A 17,482-nucleotide genomic window follows, 5' to 3' on the forward strand; every position below is an offset into this window, starting at 1 on the left:
GGACCCGCCAATCGTCGAGGGCAATCGTCGGCACCGAGAAGCCACGCTGCTCGTGCCGCTCGACGAGGCGCTCCGATGACAGCCGCGACAGGGCCTCGCGGACCGCATTGCTGCCGACGCCATAGGTCGAGGCAATCCCCTCGATGCGCAGCTTCTCACCCGGCCTGAATTCGCCCTGGATGATGTCGCTGCGCAGTTTCTGGTAGACCGTCGTCGACAGCGTGGTCTTCTCGGCAGCTTTTGCCATGGTCGTGTCTGTCCTGCTGCCGCTCACCGGGGTGCCCTGGAAGAGATGGTGTTACTCGAACGCTGCCAGAAGACGAACCTGTACTGCATCCAGGACACGACGCCGAACATGAAAAGCCCGAGCAGGCTGAGATAGATGATCAGCGAGAAGACGCGCGGGGTGTCGAGCTGCGATGCGGCGACCCGGATCAGCTCGCCGAAGCCCTGGCCGCCGCCGAGGAATTCGCCGGCGATCGCGCCCGAGACCACGCTGATCGCCGCGATCTTCAGGCCGGTGAAGAACTGCGGCAGGCCGGTCGGGATCTTCAGCTTGACCAGTGTCTGGAGGCGCGAGGCGCCGATGCTCTTGAACAGCATGCGCGCATTTTCGTCGGCCGCATGCAGCCCGGCCGCGGTGCCGACGATGATCGGAAACACCGAGATGAAGGCTGCGAGCGCGACCTTCGACATGATGCCGAACCCGAGCCAGGCGACGAAGAGCGGAGCGAAGGCGAGCTTGGGCATGGTGTCGACCGCGACGATGTAAGGCATCACCGCGCGCTCGCCGAAGCTCGTTTCCCCGACCACGACGCCGAGCGTGACACCGATCGCCAGCGCCACGACGAAGCCCACGAGGACCTCGCTTGCCGTGACCCAGAAGGCTGGCAGCATATAGTCCCCGGCCATCAGGTTGCGCCCGACGAAGCCGATATCGCGCAGCGTATCGCCGGGGGTAGGCAGGATCRGCGGCGAGACGATCTCGGCGGCGGTGATGCCCTGCCAGAGCCCGAGGAAGAGCACGAGCAGCCCAAGCATCGAGGCCCAGCGCGGGGCCTTGGAAATCCACGAAACCTTTTCGATCCAGACCGTGTCGGCGGGCAGGGCGGCTGCCAACGGCTTCTCCGCGACATGGCTCACCGGAATGCTCCCTTGTCGAGAAGGCCGCGGATCACACCGACATACTCGCCGAAGAGCGGCAGCGTGGTCATGTCGAGCGTCCTCGGCCGCGGCAGGGCGATGGGGATGCTGCGCACGATCCGCCCGGGGCGCGACGACATCACATGCACGATGTCGGAGAGGATGACGGCCTCGGCGATGGAATGGGTCACCAGGAAGGCCGAGGCGTTGCGCTCGCGGCAGATGCGCTGCAGCTCCATGTTCATGAAATCACGGGTGATCTCGTCGAGTGCGCTGAACGGCTCGTCGAGCAGCAGCACATTCGGCTCCGAGATCAGCATCCGGCAGATCGCGGCGCGCTGCGCCATGCCGCCCGAGAGCTGCGAGGGGTAGGTGTCCTCGAACCCTTTCAGCCCGACCAGTTCGAGCAGGACGCGAGCACGCGCCGCGGCCGTCTCGGCTGCAGCGCGCCCTTCGCGGACTTCGACCGGCAGCAGGATGTTCTGGAGCGTCGTCCGCCACGGAAACAGCGTCGCCTGCTGGAACATCATCCCGATATCGGCACGGGCGCCCAGCACCGGTGTCCCCGCGAGCATCACCCGGCCCTTCGAAGGCGGTGTCAGGCCCGCCATGATCTTGAGCAGCGTCGACTTCCCGCAGCCGCTCGAGCCGATGACCGAATGGAACTCACCTTCCCGGAGAACCAGATCGACGTTCTCCAGCGCCACCACGCGCTCGCCGTAGGATTTCGAAACCTGCGCGAGTTCGTAGACCGGCCGAGGTCGCGCCTCGGCCGATACAGTCGCCGCCACCGTCATCGCGGAGCGTTCCAGGCCGTGACGAGATCGTTGGAATAGGCCTTGGTCAGGTCGGCCAGCGGCTTCTTGAGATCGCCCGAGGCAACGAGCGTCTGTTGCCACATCTCCCAGGCGGCGGGGTGGTTGTAGCCAAAACCCTTGGCGGGATCGATCGGACTGGTCAGCTTGTAATAGACGTCGAGCAGAGCCTCGGCGAAGGGCATGTTTTCCAGCTGTTGCGGATTGCCCATGCGGGCATGTTTCAGGGTCGCGGCCCGGTTGGCCGGGTCGATCCCGAATTTGGTGCCCCTGACCAGCGCGCGGCCGAAGCGCTCCAGCATGCTGCGGTTCTCGTCGAGATATTTCCGCGTCACCACATAGCCGTTGCCGAAGAAGGACTGGAACGGCGGAGGTGTCAGCGAGCGCAGCTTGACACCGCGCAGTGTCAGCGTGGCCGCGCCCGCGGTGTCGGAGGCATAGGCGTCGATCGCCTTCTGCATGAAGCCGGCGACAGCCATGCCGCCCTCGCCAACCGTGATGAACTTGTAGTCCTGGCCTTCCTTCATGCCCTCGGCGTCGAAGATCGAGCGCACGAACGCGACCTCCGCCCCGTCTGCCGTGCCGACGCCGATGACCTTGCCCTTCAGGTCGGTGGGCTTCTGGAACGGCGAAGCCTCCGGCACGACGAGGTTGAACTGGCTGCGGGTGAAGTAATTGTAGATGTAGACCAGATCCTGGCCCCGTTCGCGCGCCGCCATCAGCGGCCCCGGACCGGGATGGGCGAGCTGCGCCTGGCCCGCAAGGAGCGCCTGGATGGCCTGGGCCGAACCATTGACGCTGCGCGGCTGGATCTTGAGCTTCTCCTCGGCGAAATAACCTTCGCCGATCGCGGCATAGAGGGCGAAATAACCCAGCCCGCCCGGGCTCGGATAGACGATCGTGAGCTCATCCTGCGCCTGCGCATGAACACGCGACGCTGCGAGCGCAAGCGGCAGGCCCGCCGCCGCTGCCATGAACTGCCTACGTTTCATCCCGCTCCCCTTGCGTTTTTCTGATACGGATGAGCGAACGATGCATTATCGATCAAACGTGTCAAATAAATTCAGATTATCTGGCGTGTGATAAAAATATGCAGATTTATCTGGACAGGATCGAGCCGGCCCATATGCTGTCCCGATCGTGACCCAGCGCATGGCTTCCCAGATGACGACACTCGCAGACTTCGCCGTTCCGGCGCCGACCCTCCAGTCACTGCCGATCGAGGGCTCCTCGGCGCGCTTCCCGATCCGGCGGATCTACTGCGTCGGTCGCAACTATGTCGCCCATGTCAGGGAGATGGGCGGCGACGAGACCCGCGATTTCCCGCTGATCTTCCAGAAGCCGRCCGATGCAATCGTCCAGAACGGCGGCGTCGTTCCCTATCCGCCGATGACGGACGATTTTCACTTCGAGCTCGAGCTCATGGTGGCGATGAAGTCCGGCGGCTACAACATCCCTCAGGACGAAGCGCTCGAGCATGTCTTCGGCTACGGCATCTGCCTCGACATGACCCGCCGCAAGCTGCTCGACACGCCAGACGGCCCGCGGATCCCGTGGGAACTTAAGAAATCATTCGATCACTCGGCGCCCTGCGGCCCGATCTACCCGGTCGAACAGGTCGGCCACCCGTCGACGGGCAAAATCCGCCTCGAGGTCGACGGTGTCGCACGCCAGGATTCCGACCTGTCCTTGATGATCTGGCGCACGCCCGAGATCATTGCGACACTCTCGAAATATTACTCGCTCGAGCCCGGCGATGTGATCATGACCGGTACGCCGCATGGCGTCGGCGCGGTCCTTCCCGGTAATGTTCTCGTCGGCAGCATCGAGCGCCTCGGCGCGCTCACCGTCACGATCGGCGCGTCGCCGCTGGCGGGCTGACAGATTGCGCCTGGGCGGAACAAGCGCTGGCCCGACCGTGTTTATCGCGAAGCTTCCTGCGGAGGTTTTGCCATGCAGCTATCGGCCAAGGACAGATTGATTGCGGCCCTCGTGGCCCAGCTTCATGCCGAACGCGAGACGAGGGATGCGCTCGCCTTTGTGATAGCGAATGGCCAGCGCGACCGGGATGTCCTCACCGCCATCCTCACGGATCCGGTGCCGGCCTTCACGCAGGCTGACTTGGCCTACGCCGAAGAACTCGTGCGCCGCCATCATAACCGCCGGGAAGCGGCTTGATGCAGGAAGCGCTGGGCAAGCAGTAACGCCATGGTCGCCGGCAAGCCATCCCGCGCCCCTGGTCGGCTGCGGATCGTCAATCCCGGAGATCTGACGATCCGCAGGGGCCGGCGCGGCAGGGGCTTTGCCTATCTCGACGCCACTGACGAGCCCGTCCGGGACGCGGCCTTGCTTGAGCGGATCCGCTCACTTGCAATTCCGCCCGCCTATCGCGAGGTGCGCATCGCGGCCGATCCACGGGCCCATCTCCAGGCGGTCGGGCGGGACGAGGCCGGGCGGCTGCAATATCTCTATCATCCCGAATGGGAGCGGGTCCGCGAACGCCGCAAGTTGAAGCGATTGCGGCTGCTGATCGACGCGCTGCCCCGTTTGCGCAAGGCGGTCGCCGATGATCTCAAGGCGCGTGCGCTCTGCCGCAGGAAAACGCTGGCTTGCGCAGTCGCCATCATCGACCGCTGCCATCTGCGCGTTGGCGGCGAGGCCTATGCGAGGAGCAATGGCAGCCATGGTGCCTCGACGCTCCTCAAGCGCCATGTCGCGTTGACGGCCTCGCGGATCGACCTGCTGTTTCGCGGCAAGGGCGGAAAGCAGATCGCATGCTCGCGGCAGGATGGCCCGCTCGCCCGAGCACTTGCCCGGATTGCGCAGTTGCCCGGCCGGCGACTGCTGCAATACCGGGACGAGGACGGCAAGGTGACGCCGGTCCATGCCGGCKACATCAACGCCTATCTCCGCGAGATCTCCGGCCTCGCCATCAGTGCCAAGGATTTGAGGATGCTGGCGGGGAACGCTGCGGCCGCCGAACTGCTGCTGGCCAGCCAGATCATGATCGGCGATGGCAGCGAGAAGCGTCAGCTCGCCGAGATCATGCGCGCCGTCTCGGAGCAACTGGCGAACACGCCTGCCGTGACGCGCAAGAGCTATGTCCACGCCATCGTGGTGAAGGCCTATGCCAACGGGAAGCTCGCGGCCTCCTTCGAGAAGGCGCGCGCCAGGGGCGGCTGTTCCCGGATCGAGCGGGCGCTCGCCTCGCTGGCTGGGTGAGGTGAATCGCCGCCTCATGATCAGGTCGAAACCGATCCTGCCATAGGGCTTCGGCCATCTGGCTCAGGACGGCTGCCCTATTCCCGATCTTTTGCGTTGCGAACAAAACGCGAAAAATGATCGAATATGAGACATGTTCGCTCTCGATTCGCTGGCGCCACCAAGCTATCTCGACAGGCTCAACCCCGCGCAACGCCGCGCGGTGGAGCACGGCGTCGGCACGCAGCCGGGTCCCTTGCTGGTGATCGCGGGGGCGGGATCCGGCAAGACCAACACGCTCGCGCATCGTGTCGCGCATCTGATCCTGAACGGTGCGGACCCGCGCCGCATGATGATGCTGACCTTCTCCCGACGCGCTGCAGCCGAGATGGCGAGGCGGGTGGAGCGCATCGCGCGCGACGTGCTGGGAGAGGGGGCTGCCGTCATGACCGACGCRCTGACCTGGGCCGGGACCTTTCACAGCGTGGGAGCAAGGCTGCTCCGGGATTACGCGCCGGAGCTTGGGCTCGATCCGCATTTCACGATCCATGACCGCGAGGACAGCGCCGACCTGATGAACCTCGCTCGTCACGAGCTTGGCTACTCGAAAACGGAAGGGCGCTTTCCCAAGAAGGGCACCTGCCTTGCGATCTATTCGCGCTGCGTCAATGCCGAAGAGCCGGTTGAGGCCGTGCTGGGTGCTTCMTTTCCCTGGTGCGCATCATGGGCAGGGGAGCTGAAGCAGCTCTTTTCAGCCTATGTCGAGGCCAAGCAGGCCCAGAACGTCCTTGATTACGACGATCTTCTGCTGTGCTGGGCCCAGGCCGCAAGCGAGCCCAGCCTTGCCGCGGAGATGGGCGGACGTTTCGACCATGTCTTCGTCGACGAGTATCAGGATACCAACAAGCTTCAGGCCTCGATCCTGCTGGCGCTCAAGCCCGATGGCCAGGGGCTCACCGTCGTCGGCGATGACGCGCAATCGATCTACTCGTTCCGCGCCGCCGAGATCCGCAATATCCTCGATTTCCCCCAGGCCTTCAGCCCACCGGCTGAGGTCGTCACGCTGGATCAGAACTATCGTTCGAACCAGCCCATTCTGGCCGCCGCGAATGGGGTGATCGAGCTCGCCCGCGAGCGCTTCACCAAGAACCTCTGGACCGACCGCCAGTCGGGCGGCAAGCCCCAACTCGTCAATGTTCGCGACGAAGCCGACCAGGCGCGCTTCGTCGCGACGCGCGTGCTGGAGAACAGGGAGGCGGGGCACACGCTCAAGCAGCAGGCGGTGCTCTTTCGCGCCTCGCATCACAGCGGCCCGCTGGAGGTCGAGCTGACACGGCGCAATATTCCTTACAAGAAGTTCGGCGGGCTGAAATTCCTCGATGCCGCCCATGTCAAAGACATGCTGGCGATGCTGCGCTTCGTCGAGAATCCGCGCGACAGGGTCGCCGGGTTCCGCTTGCTGCAGCTGCTTCCGGGCGTGGGGCCGACCTCCGCGCAACGCGTGCTCGATCAGGCCGGCACGGCAGATGATTTCGCAGCAGGCCTCGCGGAGCTGTCGGCGCCCGCGCGTACGGGCGACGCCTGGCCGGATTTCGTTGCGACATTCCGGGCGCTGCGCTCAGGGATAGGCTGGCCGGCAGACCTCGAACGGGCCCGTCTCTGGTACGACCCTCACCTGGAGCGCATTCACGAGGATTTCACCACGCGTCGAGCCGATCTGGTTCAGCTGGAGCAGATCGCCTCCGGCTATCCATCCCGCGAGCGCTTCCTCACCGAGCTCACCCTCAATCCGCCCGACGCAACGAGCGATGAAGCGGGTCCGCCATCGCTGGACGAGGATTTTCTCATCCTCTCGACCATCCACTCCGCCAAGGGACAGGAATGGAAGTCGGTCTTTGTGCTGAACACGGTGGACGGCTGTCTTCCCAGTGACCTTGCCGTCGGGGAGACCGCCGAGATCGAGGAGGAGCGCAGGCTGCTCTATGTCGCGATGACGCGCGCCAGGGACGACCTGCATCTGGTCGTGCCGCAGCGCTTCTTCACTCATGGCCAGGCCGCGCGAGGCGATCGGCATGTCTACGCGGCACGCACGCGGTTCATCCCGCATGCCCTGCTGCACCTGTTCGAGCAGGCGACCTGGCCCATCGAGCAGGCTCAGGCCGCCATGCAACACCGCAGCGGCGTGAGAATTGACGTGTCGGCACGACTCAAGGGCATGTGGCGCTGAAGCATCGGCCCGAGGGATTGCGGTTTTCGGGTAAGCCGATGCGATCGCAGAAGGCGCGATCGGCCTGCGCCGGTGGCGCCGGCCCGCATCYTGCTTGTTCCCCTTAAGCTCTCGGTAACCCAGAAACCCCAGCCTTCATGGCTGGCCTGACTCGATTTCACTCGGAGTGCCTCCATGGATGCCTTCACGATGGTGATTGTCGCGTGCATTTCCGGCGAAGCGACCTGCACCGCTTCCCGGATCAGCGAACAGGGTTTCACGACGGTGCAGGCCTGCGAAGCCCGCATCGACGACATCGCGCGTGCGATGACGGTGGAGTTTGGAAAACGACCGGAATTCAAGGGCCGACAGGTCACTTACGACGTCTCCTGCATGGACAGGGAACAGCTCTGGCACAAGCTTGGGGTGACCCAGGCCGAGACCTGATTGCGGCCGTTCGCGACGGAGGCGGCCTCTCGCGGGACACCGACGTCCGGATGCCGATCGGTGGAACAAACCGGAATCGAGCCCGTTCCTGATCACAGAACCCTCAGCGAAGGAGATCTGTGATGATGAAGAAGCTTGCTCTCGCCGCGACCCTGATTCTCGTGCCCGTCGCGTCATTCGCCCAGAATCCGCAGGGCGCGCAGGGTGGTGCAGCTGCCGGCGCGGCGACAGGCGCCGTGGGCGGGGCGATCGTCGGCGGTCCGGTCGGTGCTGTTGTCGGCGGCGTGGGTGGCGCTGTCGTAGGCGGCATCGTCGGCGACAATACCCCCCGCTTCAAGACCTATGTGGTCGAGCAGCGTGTGCCGTCCTACACCTATGCCGAGCCGCTCGCGGTCGGCACCGTGCTCCCGAATGAGGGCGTGACCTATCGCGAAGTGCCGCGCGAGTATGGCGCGACCCAGTACCGCTATACGGTCGTGAATAACCGCACTGTGCTGGTCGAGCCCGGCACCCGCAGGATCGTTCAGATCATCGAGTGATCAGCACAATCGTCCAACCGTTCGGCCCGCCAGCAGCTTCCGTTGGCGGGCCGTTTGCTGCCTGGCGAACGCGTGGCCTTGTCCGCGATGTCCGGCCCTGGCTCGGTCCTGACTCCTATGCATCATCGAACCGAAAGATCCTCGCAGCACCGGCTTCGTCGCGCAGGCCCTTGTAAGTCGCGTGGCGAAGCTTGCCGTCATCGGTCCAGCCGCGGAATTCGATCTCGGCAACCAGCACGGGCGAAACCCAGCGCGCGGCTGTCCGCTGGATGGCCAGGGGTGGTCGCGGAACGAGTCTCGCGTCGAGCCGCGCCTTCAAGGCGGCGCCGGACAGCTCGGTGAAGCCGCTGCCAACCCCGCCGACATAGACCAGGCCGTCGGCCTTTTCCGCAGCGAGCAGCAACCTGCCGATTCCTCCAAAGCCGATCGAAGGCTCATATCCGATGATGACGAAGCGCTCCGACTGGATGCACCTGATCTTGAGCCAGTCACCATCGCGGCCGGAGCGATAGGGTGCATCAAGGCGTTTTGCGATGATGCCTTCGAGGCCGAGCTTGCAGGCGAGGGTGTAGAACGCCTCTCCGTCGGCAATCACGTCCTCACTGAGCAGGATACCGGGAGACGCGCGGTCGATTGCATCGGCCAGGACCTCGCGCCGCTGCGAGAGCGGCAGATGCCGCAGATCCTGTCCATTGAGGTACAGAAGATCGAAGGCAAACAGGACCGCGAGTTCGGCGCTGCCCTTGCCGTCTCGCCCGCCGAGCGCTTGCTCCAATGCCGCGAGATCCGATTTTCCGCTCCGATCGAGGATGACGGCCTCGCCATCAAGGATAGCACTGTCGACGACGATCTGCTTCGCCGCCGCCACGATCGCGGGAAAGCGGGCCGTCCAATCCCGGCCGTCTCGCGCAAGCAGGCGCACCTCGCGCGAAGGCTCGATATGAACGGCAAGCCGGTAGCCGTCCCATGCCACCTCGAACGACCAATTGGACCCCTTGGGCGGCTTTGCCGCCTCACTGGCAAGGCATGGCTCGACATGCTGCGGCATAGGATCGTCATCTTGCGTGCTGTCGTCAGGGAGACGGGCCTCCACTGGTATGGCAACGGGCGACAAGACCGTGCCCTTCAACGCCTCCGAACCGGGGCCGGACCGCGACATCTGGCGCACGCGCATGACGGGTTCTCCTCCACCGCAGACAAACGCCGGGCAGCGGGCACTCGTTCCGGCGACGTGGAACTTCGTGCCGCCTCAGCAGTTAGGATATGGTGGTGATATGGGAGTGCTGACATGGGTTCGTTACCCCGCGCTTTTCATCCCAAGCGGAAACCCGGACGACCTTCCGATCGACGGCCGCTGAATGGTCGCCCCCGGCCGGCTGCCATCATGCCGACCGAGCTGTCACGCGAGATCTGTGAGGACGAGGACGGCAAGCATTATGCGGTCATCGTCTGGCGGCTCTATCCCGGTCTGCGCAGCATCACCTACACGCTCGATAGCGGTGCGCTCGTGAACTTTGTCGACGAGCGCAGGTTCGAAGTCGCCAGAACCGGGCTGATCATCACGCGGCTGGAGTGAATTCGATCAAGAGTTGCCGCATCCGGCAAATGACATTGCCGGGAGCGCTCCAAGGTTTAGGTTGCTCCCTACAGGGAGGTGCTTTGCATGTCCGATACCCTTTCCAGATCAGAACCAGTGACGGTGACACTCCGTACGCACGAAGACTATCGCGATGCTTGTGAGCGCGTTGGCCAGTTGGAAGGCATCAGGCCGAGCGCCGCCCGAGATCGTCAGCTCGCTGCGCTTAGAACGGCCATCCACGCCTACGAGCCGCGGCAGACGCCATTGCGGACATCACCATGACCACGTAAGGCCTGGCGCGCTCGGCAGGGCAATGCGACCAGCCCGTCAACGAAACGAAAGACGAGACAGAGCCGTTGCGAGGCTCCGGTCGGGCAAGCCCTGTTCAGGTACTCGGGCATCTGCCTGGGGCGCATAGGGCAGAACCATCTCACGATAACGTGTTCCCTGTAGCCGCCAGTCGACGCCTTTTCTGTCGTGAACGAATGCAGCCGAGCGCCGACGTCCATCACGGTTCCGGTGCTTCTTTGGTCGCGTGGTGCGGTGCAAACTGGAACCATCATGGATGCCCGCTCGTTCCTCGCTCGCGTCCGCTGAAACGCTATGGGGAAATGTCATGGCGCCGCGCGCTGTCTGGAAAGGCGTTCTGAAGATCGCCGAGGTGAGCTGCCCGGTTTCGCTCTACACGGCAGCCTCGACCGCCGAGCGGATCTCGTTTCACACCTTGAACCGCAAGACCGGCAACCGCGTCCATCGTCAGTATATCGACGAGGTCTCCGGCAAGCCGGTCGAGACCGAGGATCAGGTCAAGGGCTACGACAAGGGCAACGGCGATTACGTCCTGCTCGAGCCGGAAGAGATCGCCGCCGCGATCCCGGAAAGCGACAAGACCCTCACGGTCGAGACGTTCCTGCGGTGCGGCGAGATCGACGAGATCTTCTTCKACAAGCCCTACTATATCGCGCCTGCCTCACCCGTGGCGTCCGAAGCCTTCGCGCTGATCCGCGAGGGAATGAAGGACCAGAAGTCGGCCGCGCTGGCCCGAACGGTCATCTTCCGCCGGATGCGATCGATCCTGATCCGTCCTCAGGACGAAGGGTTGATCGCGACGACGTTGAACTTCGACTACGAGGTCCGCTCGGCCGAGGACGCCTTCAGCGAGATCCCGGAAATCAAGATCGACGGTGAGATGCTCGACCTGGCCGAGCACATCATCAAGACGAAGGCTGGCAAGTTCGATCCCAAACAGTTCGACGATCGCTATGAAGCCGCGCTGGCCGAACTCGTCCAGGCCAAGATCGAAGGCCGCAAGATCAAGCCACAGAAGCGGCCCGAGCCCTCGAAGGTCGTCAGCCTGATGGAGGCATTGCGTCAAAGTGCCAAGGCTGGCGGCGGCGAGAAGCCCGCAGCGGCGAAGCAAGCCCCGCGCAAGAAGGCGAGTTGATTATTTGCGCCGCGGTTCCAGGCTGCGCTTGAGCGCGTCCATGATGTTGACGACATTGCCTTCCGAGGCCGGACGCGGCGATGTCCTCATCGGATTGCGGCCCTTCTCCTTGGCCTTGATGATACCAAGCAGCTCCTCCTGGACCGGATCCTTGGCAAGCTCCGGGGACCAGTCCTTGGTGCGGGTCGCGATGAGCTTGTCCATCAGGGGACGCAGATCAGAGTCCGGTGCGGCCTCGCCGATCCCGGCGAAATAATCTTTCTCGGGCCGGACCTCATCGCCATAGCGCAAGGTCCACAAGACGATGCCGTTATCGCGGGCGTCCAGCAGCACGGCCCGTTCGCGCCGATAGAGGACGAGCCGCGAGATTCCGACCGTCTTCGTACGCTTCATCGCTTCGCGGATGACGGAGAATGCCTCTTCCCCGACCTTTGCATCGGGCACGAGGTAATGAGGCGTGTCATACCAGATCCAGCCGACCGATGATCTTGGAGCGAAGGTCTGGATGTCGATGGTTCGGGTGCTCTCCAGTGCCACGGAGTCGAGTTCATCGTCTTCCAACATGACATAGTCGTCATCGCCCCTTGGATAGCCCTTGACCTCGTCCTCGTCGCTGACGGGCTTGCCGGTGACCGCATCGACGAAGCGACTTCGTATCCGGTTTCCGGTCTTGCGGTTGAGCGTATGGAAGCGGACCTTCTCGTTGTCCGATCGGGCCGGCATCATCGCGACTGGACAGGTCACGAGGGACAGCTTGAGATAGCCCTTCCAGAACGTCCGCGGCGCCATGGTCACATCTCCCGACACACCCGGTGAACGCGGTGGCGTGGCTGATCGTTCCCCGGCGCCGCTTTCGGCAACCCGTCAGGCAGCCGTGGCGCGCCTGCCCAGCTTCTTGATCGCGTCGGAGAGCGAGCCTGCCGCGTCGTCATAGCCTTCCCAAGCCTTGGTCGTCTTGAGCAGGCCCGGCACGGTCCGCACGGTAAAGCGCTTGGGGTCGAGATCGGCTTTGRCCTGCGGCCAAGTCAGCGGCATCGAGACCTGAGCGCCCGGCCGTGCCMGCGGCGACAGGGGGGCGACCGCCGTCGCCATGCGGTCATTTCGCAGATAGTCGAGGAAGATGCGGCCATTTCTGAGACGCTTGGCCATATTGACCACGTAGCGTGAGGGCTGTTCGGCGGCGAGTTCCGCGCAGATGTGGCGAGCGAAATCTTTCGCCGCAGGCCACTCGATCTTGTTGCGCTTTCCAGCCGCCAAGGGCGTGACGACATGTAGTCCCTTGCCGCCTGTGGTCTTGCAGAAACTGGCCAGTCCAAGCGCATCCAGCCGCTCGCGCATCTGGCTTGCGGCCTCGATCACCTCACCGAATGTCACGCCGGGCCCTGGATCGAGATCGAAGACCAGGCGGCCCGGCGTCTCCGGATCATCGGGCATGCAGTTCCACGGGTGAAGCTCGATGCCGCCRATCTGGGCCGCCGCCGCCAACGCCTCGATCCGATCGATCTGGAGATAGGGCTTCTTGTCGCCAAAGACCCGGACGAGTTCGAACAGGTTCGAGGTTCCCATGCCGGCGTGGCGCTGGAAGAACATCTCGCCCGTAATTCCATCGGGCGCGCGCACAAGCGAACAGGGCCRGCCCTTGATATGGGGCATCATCCAGTCGCCGACCGCCGCGAAATATTCGGCCAGTTCCTGCTTGGAGACAGGCCGGTCATCCCCCGCATTCGGCCACAAGATCTTCTCGGGGTGGCTGATGCCGACCCCCATGACAGTGGCCCTCTCGCCCCGACGGCGCGAGGATACCGGTTTCGGCTGCGGCGTCTCGGTGCCTTTCGGATCTGCGGGGAGGTCGGTTTCCACCTCGTCGGCGGGCTTGTCYTCGCGCARWCCCTTGAAGGCGGCCTGACGAGCCATGCCATCCCCGGTCCAGCCGGCAAACTCGATCTCCGCGACAAGTTCGGGCTTCAACCAGGTGACCCCGGGCTCGCGCTTGGGAGAGCCGGCCCCTTTGAAGGGCGAGGCTGTCGCGGCGGCCGCCTTCAGCTTTGGCAACAGCGCCTGCACCTTGGCGGCGCTGTAGCCCGTACCCACCCGTCCGATATAGACAAGATCCGACCCTCGATTGACGCCGACCAGAAGCGACTTGAATTTGCCGGCCGTCGTGGACCATCCGCCGATCACGACCTCGTGCCCGGCGCGGCATTTGGCCTTCGTCCAGCTGTTGCTGCGCCCTGACACATAGGGCGCATCGACCGCCTTCGAGACGATGCCTTCCAGGGAGAGTTGGCAGGCCGATTTCAGGATGGCGTCGCCGCCGGTCTCGAAATGTTCGACATAGCGCAGGATGACGCCGTCGCCGTGGTCGTCGAGGGTCTCCTTCAGACGCTCCTTGCGCTGCAGGAGTGGCAGCTCGCGGAGATCGGCCCCGACGCTGAACAGCATGTCGAAGGCGAAGAAGATCAGATCCTCCGTCCTGCCCTCCGAAATGGCGGCCTGGAGGGCGGCAAAATCCGGCGTGCCATGCTTGTCGAGCGCGACGATCTCGCCATCGATGATGGCATCGGGCAGGCTCTCTCCCGCCTTGGCGATCGTTTCAAAACGGGAGGTCCAATCGAGCCCCTTCCGCGTCTTGAGCGTGACGGTCCCGCCCTGGACCCGCATCTGGATGCGATAGCCATCGAACTTGATCTCATGCACCCACCCGCCACCATTGGCGGGACGCTCGACACTTCGGCATAGCTGCGGCGCGATGAACGGTGGCATGGGGGCCGGGCGAGATCTCTTGGGAGATCCGGATCGTTCCGGGCTTCGTCTGCGCTGCGCGGCCAGACCCTTCCGGCTGTCCCATTCGGCGTCAGCGGCGAGGGCGTCCTTCGCGAGGAGGAATGGCTTGGGCGAACGCCCCTTGCCGGCCGCGATCGCGTCCATGCTGMGGCCGGAGGCAACGGACGTGTCGGCCTTCAAGACCGCATCACCGTCGCCATCCACGGAATGCGCGTCCCGGTGCTTGATCAGCAGCCAGTTGGTGCGCTTGCCGCCATCCCGGTCATGACGCATCCGAACGAGGACAAAGCTGCCCTCGAGGCGCTCGCCGTCCAGAACGAACTTGAGTTCGCCCTTTTCCAGTTGGCGCTCCGGGCTGATCTTGCCCTCCGGCTGCCAGTAGCCGCGATCCCAGAGCAGAACCGTTCCCCCACCATATTGCCCCTTGGGTATGGTCCCTTCGAAATCTCCATAGGGCAGGGGGTGGTCTTCCACCTCGACTGCGAGGCGCTTGTCGCCAGGATCAAGCGAGGGGCCCTTGGTCACCGCCCAGGACTTGAAGACCCCGTCCAGTTCCAGGCGCAGATCATAATGAAGCCTGGTCGCATCATGCTTCTGGATGACGAAGCGCAGGCGGTTCGATTTCGAAACCGCAGCGTCTCCGTCAGGCTCCCTGGTCTTCTCGAAATCGCGCTTCTGACGATACGCCTTGAGCTTTTCCAAGTGACACTCCGCGTTCGCGGCTGAGCTTGCACGCAAGATGCACGTCCTGGCGGCACTCCGTGCAAAGACATCACAGGAACAGGCGCGGGAAATGATTGTTCCGAAACTTCGAGAGCTGCGATGTCAGKGGGCGCGTGAGGTCCTGCTGAAGCGCTGTCTCGCGCGCCCCGAACCATGAACAAGCCATCCTGATCGTCAATTAGCACCGGTACCTTAGGATGAGCCGGAATGGGTGTGAGGATCTGGAATGCAGTCGAGTTCTGTGAAGCGTGAGCCAGGCGACCTGTCCATCATCGTTCCCGCCCAATCCGGACGGTCAGTACGCGTATCGGGTGGCGATATCATCCGCATCGTCGATCCGAAGGGGCAGCAGGTCGCCGATCTCTGGGCCTTCGTCACCTCGCCCCGACTCGACTGGCTGAGCACGGCCCAGACCCGAGACATCAACGAGCGATTGTTTCCCAAGGTCGGAGAGAGCTTCTACAGCGACCGCGGCGTTCCGTTGCTGACATTGGTCGAGGACGGGTCCCCCGGTCCGCACGACATGCTGTTTCCTGCCTGCAACCGTGAACTCTACGAGCGGGCCGGGCTGCACGATCATCCAAATTGCAGGGACAACCTGCTCTTGGCACTTCAGGAAGAAGGCGTTGCGCTACCCTTCGTACCCGATCCGGTCGACCTGTTCCAAAACTCGCCTCCGCAACCAGACGGCCGGCTTGAGGTTCTCCCGTCGATCAACCCGCCTGGCGGGTATGTCGTCGTTCGCGCCGAATGCGATCTTCTCCTGGTCGTTACGGCGTGCTCGGTCGATTTCCATCCGACAAACGGCGAGTGCTGTACAGAAATCGAGATCGAAGTCGTTCGCAGCTCACGCTCTTCGTGATGGGGGACCAGATCGCCATGCACTGGCCAGCGGGCTCATTTGACGCAATGATCGAGCGCGGGCTGGTGAATGATCCTGCCAGCCGCGCAATCAAACGCGCACTATGGGCCAAACATAAAGGCCCTGGCTCCATGGGAGGAGAATTCCATGCTCGTCGGCGTGCCCTGCGAAATCAAGGACAATGAAGCGCGTACCGGGCTCGTCCCGTCATCCATCCGGGAGTTGGTCCATCATGGTCACCAGGTCATGGTCCAGTCGGGCGCAGGTCTTGGTGCCGGCATCACCGATGAGGACTACGTCGCGGTCGGCGCCAAGATAGTCGACGGGCCGGAGATAATATTCGCAGAAGCCGAGATGGTGGTGAAGGTCAAGGAACCCCTGGCCCAGGAGCGAAAGCGTCTGCGGCCCGGACAGATCCTGTTCACCTATCTGCACCTTGCTCCCGATCCTGCGCAGACCCGCGATCTCATTCAATCCAAGGCGATCTGTATCGCCTACGAGACAGTCACTTCACCCTCCGGCAGCCTGCCGCTTCTGGCGCCGATGTCCGAAGTGGCGGGCAGACTCGCACCTCAGGTCGGCGCACATGCCCTGGAGAAGGCCCAAGGGGGACGCGGCATCTTGCTGGGCGGTGTRCCGGGAGTCCCGGCAGCGTCCGTCGTGATTCTCGGCGGAGGCGTGTCGGGCACGCATGCGGCGACCATCGCCATTGGCATGGGAGCGCAGGTGACGGTCGTGGACCGGTCGGCGGAGCCGCTGAAGCGCCTGGCCACCCAGTTCGGCAATGCGATCACCACCGTCTTTTCCACGCAGGCGGCGATTGAAGAGCTCGTCAGGCAAGCGGACCTGGTGATTGGTGCGGTGCTGATCCCTGGCGCGTCGGCGCCCAAGCTGGTCAGCCACGATATGATCCGCACCATGAAGAAGGGCGCCGTCGTCGTGGACGTGGCCATCGATCAGGGCGGCTGTTTCGCGACCTCAAAGGCCACCACGCACTCCGACCCGACCTATATCGTCGATGGGGTCGTGCATTACTGCGTGGCCAACATGCCTGGCGCAGTCGCGCGCACCTCCACCTTCGCGCTCAACAATGCGACATTGCCCTTCGTGCTGGCCATCGCCAATCACGGCTGGCGCGAGGCTTTGAAGCAGGATCCGCACTTGCGCCAAGGTCTCAACATATGCGTCGGGCAGGTCACCTGCGAGCCCGTGGCAAGGGCTCAAGGCCTGCCATTCGTCGAGCCCCTCGCGGTCATTGATCGCGCATGAATGCAAGCAAGGTTCCGGTCTAAAGCATCGGCCCGAAAAGTGGATGGCGGTTTTCGGGGCAAAGCCGATGCAAAGACAAAGGGTTAGATCACCGGACTGGATACGATCTCCAGTCCGATGATCTAGCTGTGAGCTCTCAATAGGTTGTCCATCCGGTCCCGAGCGAGGAAGCTGAGGTTGCGAAGCTTCAGACCCCTCGGAGGAACCGGATGAACATCCACAAGAATGCCCGGCTGACGCAGTTGGGTCGAGAGCGGATCGTGCGCATGGCGGCGGCAGGCACGGCCTCTGGCGTGATCGCCAGGGCGGCCGGCGTCAGCCTCAAGACCGTCCATAAATGGATCGCCCGTTTCGCCGCCGAGGGCATGGCCGGGCTGGCGGACCGCTCGTCGCGTCCGCGCCGGCTGCATCGCCCGACGCCGGCAGGCCAGGTCGAGCAGATCATCGCGCTGCGGCGCCAGCGGCTGAGC

18 protein-coding genes are annotated in these 17,482 nt (G+C 63.9%); 11 read left to right on the forward strand and 7 right to left on the reverse strand.

Annotated elements, in window-relative coordinates:
- The 4 genes from AC1DJT_RS21090 to AC1DJT_RS21105 form a co-directional block, all read right to left on the reverse strand.
- A partial coding sequence (locus AC1DJT_RS21090; RefSeq protein ID WP_476834798.1) for a GntR family transcriptional regulator occupies window positions 1-247 on the reverse strand: 247 nt, incomplete at its 3' end.
- 23 nt (window positions 248-270) lie between these two features.
- The gene (locus AC1DJT_RS21095) at window positions 271-1,143 is read right to left on the reverse strand and encodes an ABC transporter permease (protein ID WP_476834799.1); all 873 of its coding nucleotides are present in this window, start codon (window positions 1,141-1,143) and stop codon (window positions 271-273) included.
- Window positions 1,140-1,940: an ABC transporter ATP-binding protein gene (locus tag AC1DJT_RS21100; protein WP_476770564.1), complete on the reverse strand. Its 801-nt coding sequence runs from the start codon at window positions 1,938-1,940 to the stop codon at window positions 1,140-1,142. The genes AC1DJT_RS21095 and AC1DJT_RS21100 overlap by 4 nt, the downstream gene beginning before the upstream one ends.
- On the reverse strand, window positions 1,937-2,950 hold the full coding sequence (locus AC1DJT_RS21105) for an ABC transporter substrate-binding protein (RefSeq protein WP_441477901.1): 1,014 nt from the start codon (window positions 2,948-2,950) through the stop codon (window positions 1,937-1,939). The genes AC1DJT_RS21100 and AC1DJT_RS21105 overlap by 4 nt, the downstream gene beginning before the upstream one ends.
- Window positions 2,951-3,122: 172 nt before the next feature.
- Between AC1DJT_RS21105 and AC1DJT_RS21110 the strand changes: the two genes are divergently transcribed.
- From AC1DJT_RS21110 to AC1DJT_RS21135, 6 genes are all read left to right on the forward strand, one after another.
- Window positions 3,123-3,839 (forward strand): fumarylacetoacetate hydrolase family protein, encoded by a 717-nt coding sequence (locus AC1DJT_RS21110; protein ID WP_476834800.1) that lies wholly within the window; start codon window positions 3,123-3,125, stop codon window positions 3,837-3,839.
- Window positions 3,840-3,911: 72 nt separating this feature from the next.
- Complete coding sequence (locus tag AC1DJT_RS21115) at window positions 3,912-4,136, forward strand: hypothetical protein (RefSeq protein WP_476770562.1); 225 nt, start codon at window positions 3,912-3,914, stop codon at window positions 4,134-4,136.
- Window positions 4,137-4,166: 30 nt separating this feature from the next.
- The gene (locus tag AC1DJT_RS21120) at window positions 4,167-5,180 is read left to right on the forward strand and encodes a DNA topoisomerase IB (protein WP_476834801.1); all 1,014 of its coding nucleotides are present in this window, start codon (window positions 4,167-4,169) and stop codon (window positions 5,178-5,180) included.
- A 133-nt stretch (window positions 5,181-5,313) separates the two neighbouring features.
- Window positions 5,314-7,386, forward strand: a complete 2,073-nt coding sequence (locus AC1DJT_RS21125; protein WP_476770560.1) for an ATP-dependent helicase — start codon at window positions 5,314-5,316, stop codon at window positions 7,384-7,386.
- Window positions 7,387-7,560: 174 nt separating this feature from the next.
- Window positions 7,561-7,812: a hypothetical protein gene (locus AC1DJT_RS21130; protein WP_441507746.1), complete on the forward strand. Its 252-nt coding sequence runs from the start codon at window positions 7,561-7,563 to the stop codon at window positions 7,810-7,812.
- Window positions 7,813-7,934: 122 nt separating this feature from the next.
- A complete protein-coding gene (locus tag AC1DJT_RS21135) occupies window positions 7,935-8,351 on the forward strand; it encodes a DUF1236 domain-containing protein (protein ID WP_069881129.1) in 417 nt (138 codons plus the stop codon).
- A gap of 115 nt (window positions 8,352-8,466) precedes the next feature.
- Here the strand turns inward: AC1DJT_RS21135 and ligD (AC1DJT_RS21140) are convergent, their stop codons facing one another.
- On the reverse strand, window positions 8,467-9,525 hold the full coding sequence (gene ligD / locus AC1DJT_RS21140; RefSeq protein WP_441507748.1) for a non-homologous end-joining DNA ligase: 1,059 nt from the start codon (window positions 9,523-9,525) through the stop codon (window positions 8,467-8,469).
- Between the two features lie 210 nt (window positions 9,526-9,735).
- On the opposite strand from ligD (AC1DJT_RS21140), the gene AC1DJT_RS21145 reads away from it, so the two are divergent.
- Window positions 9,736-9,927 carry a hypothetical protein gene (locus tag AC1DJT_RS21145; RefSeq protein WP_441507749.1) on the forward strand — a complete coding sequence of 64 codons (192 nt, stop codon included), beginning with the start codon at window positions 9,736-9,738 and terminating at the stop codon, window positions 9,925-9,927.
- A 619-nt stretch (window positions 9,928-10,546) separates the two neighbouring features.
- Window positions 10,547-11,374 (forward strand): non-homologous end joining protein Ku, encoded by an 828-nt coding sequence (gene ku, locus AC1DJT_RS21150; RefSeq protein ID WP_476834802.1) that lies wholly within the window; start codon window positions 10,547-10,549, stop codon window positions 11,372-11,374.
- Here ku (AC1DJT_RS21150) and ku (AC1DJT_RS21155) read toward each other — a convergent pair whose 3' ends face one another.
- Window positions 11,375-12,163 carry a non-homologous end joining protein Ku gene (gene ku / locus AC1DJT_RS21155; protein WP_441507751.1) on the reverse strand — a complete coding sequence of 263 codons (789 nt, stop codon included), beginning with the start codon at window positions 12,161-12,163 and terminating at the stop codon, window positions 11,375-11,377.
- 75 nt (window positions 12,164-12,238) lie between these two features.
- Window positions 12,239-14,860, reverse strand: a complete 2,622-nt coding sequence (gene ligD / locus AC1DJT_RS21160) for a DNA ligase D (protein WP_476834803.1) — start codon at window positions 14,858-14,860, stop codon at window positions 12,239-12,241.
- Window positions 14,861-15,107: 247 nt separating this feature from the next.
- Between ligD (AC1DJT_RS21160) and AC1DJT_RS21165 the strand changes: the two genes are divergently transcribed.
- From AC1DJT_RS21165 to AC1DJT_RS21175, 3 genes are all read left to right on the forward strand, one after another.
- The gene (locus AC1DJT_RS21165) at window positions 15,108-15,743 is read left to right on the forward strand and encodes a DUF1989 domain-containing protein (RefSeq protein WP_476770556.1); all 636 of its coding nucleotides are present in this window, start codon (window positions 15,108-15,110) and stop codon (window positions 15,741-15,743) included.
- A gap of 147 nt (window positions 15,744-15,890) precedes the next feature.
- A complete protein-coding gene (gene ald, locus AC1DJT_RS21170) occupies window positions 15,891-17,012 on the forward strand; it encodes an alanine dehydrogenase (protein WP_476770555.1) in 1,122 nt (373 codons plus the stop codon).
- Between the two features lie 209 nt (window positions 17,013-17,221).
- Window positions 17,222-17,482, forward strand: a 261-nt coding sequence (locus AC1DJT_RS21175; RefSeq protein ID WP_476834804.1) for a leucine zipper domain-containing protein, incomplete at its 3' end; no start/stop codon positions are given.

The sequence above is a fragment of the Allobosea sp. 05T422_2 genome (genome assembly GCF_056396265.1).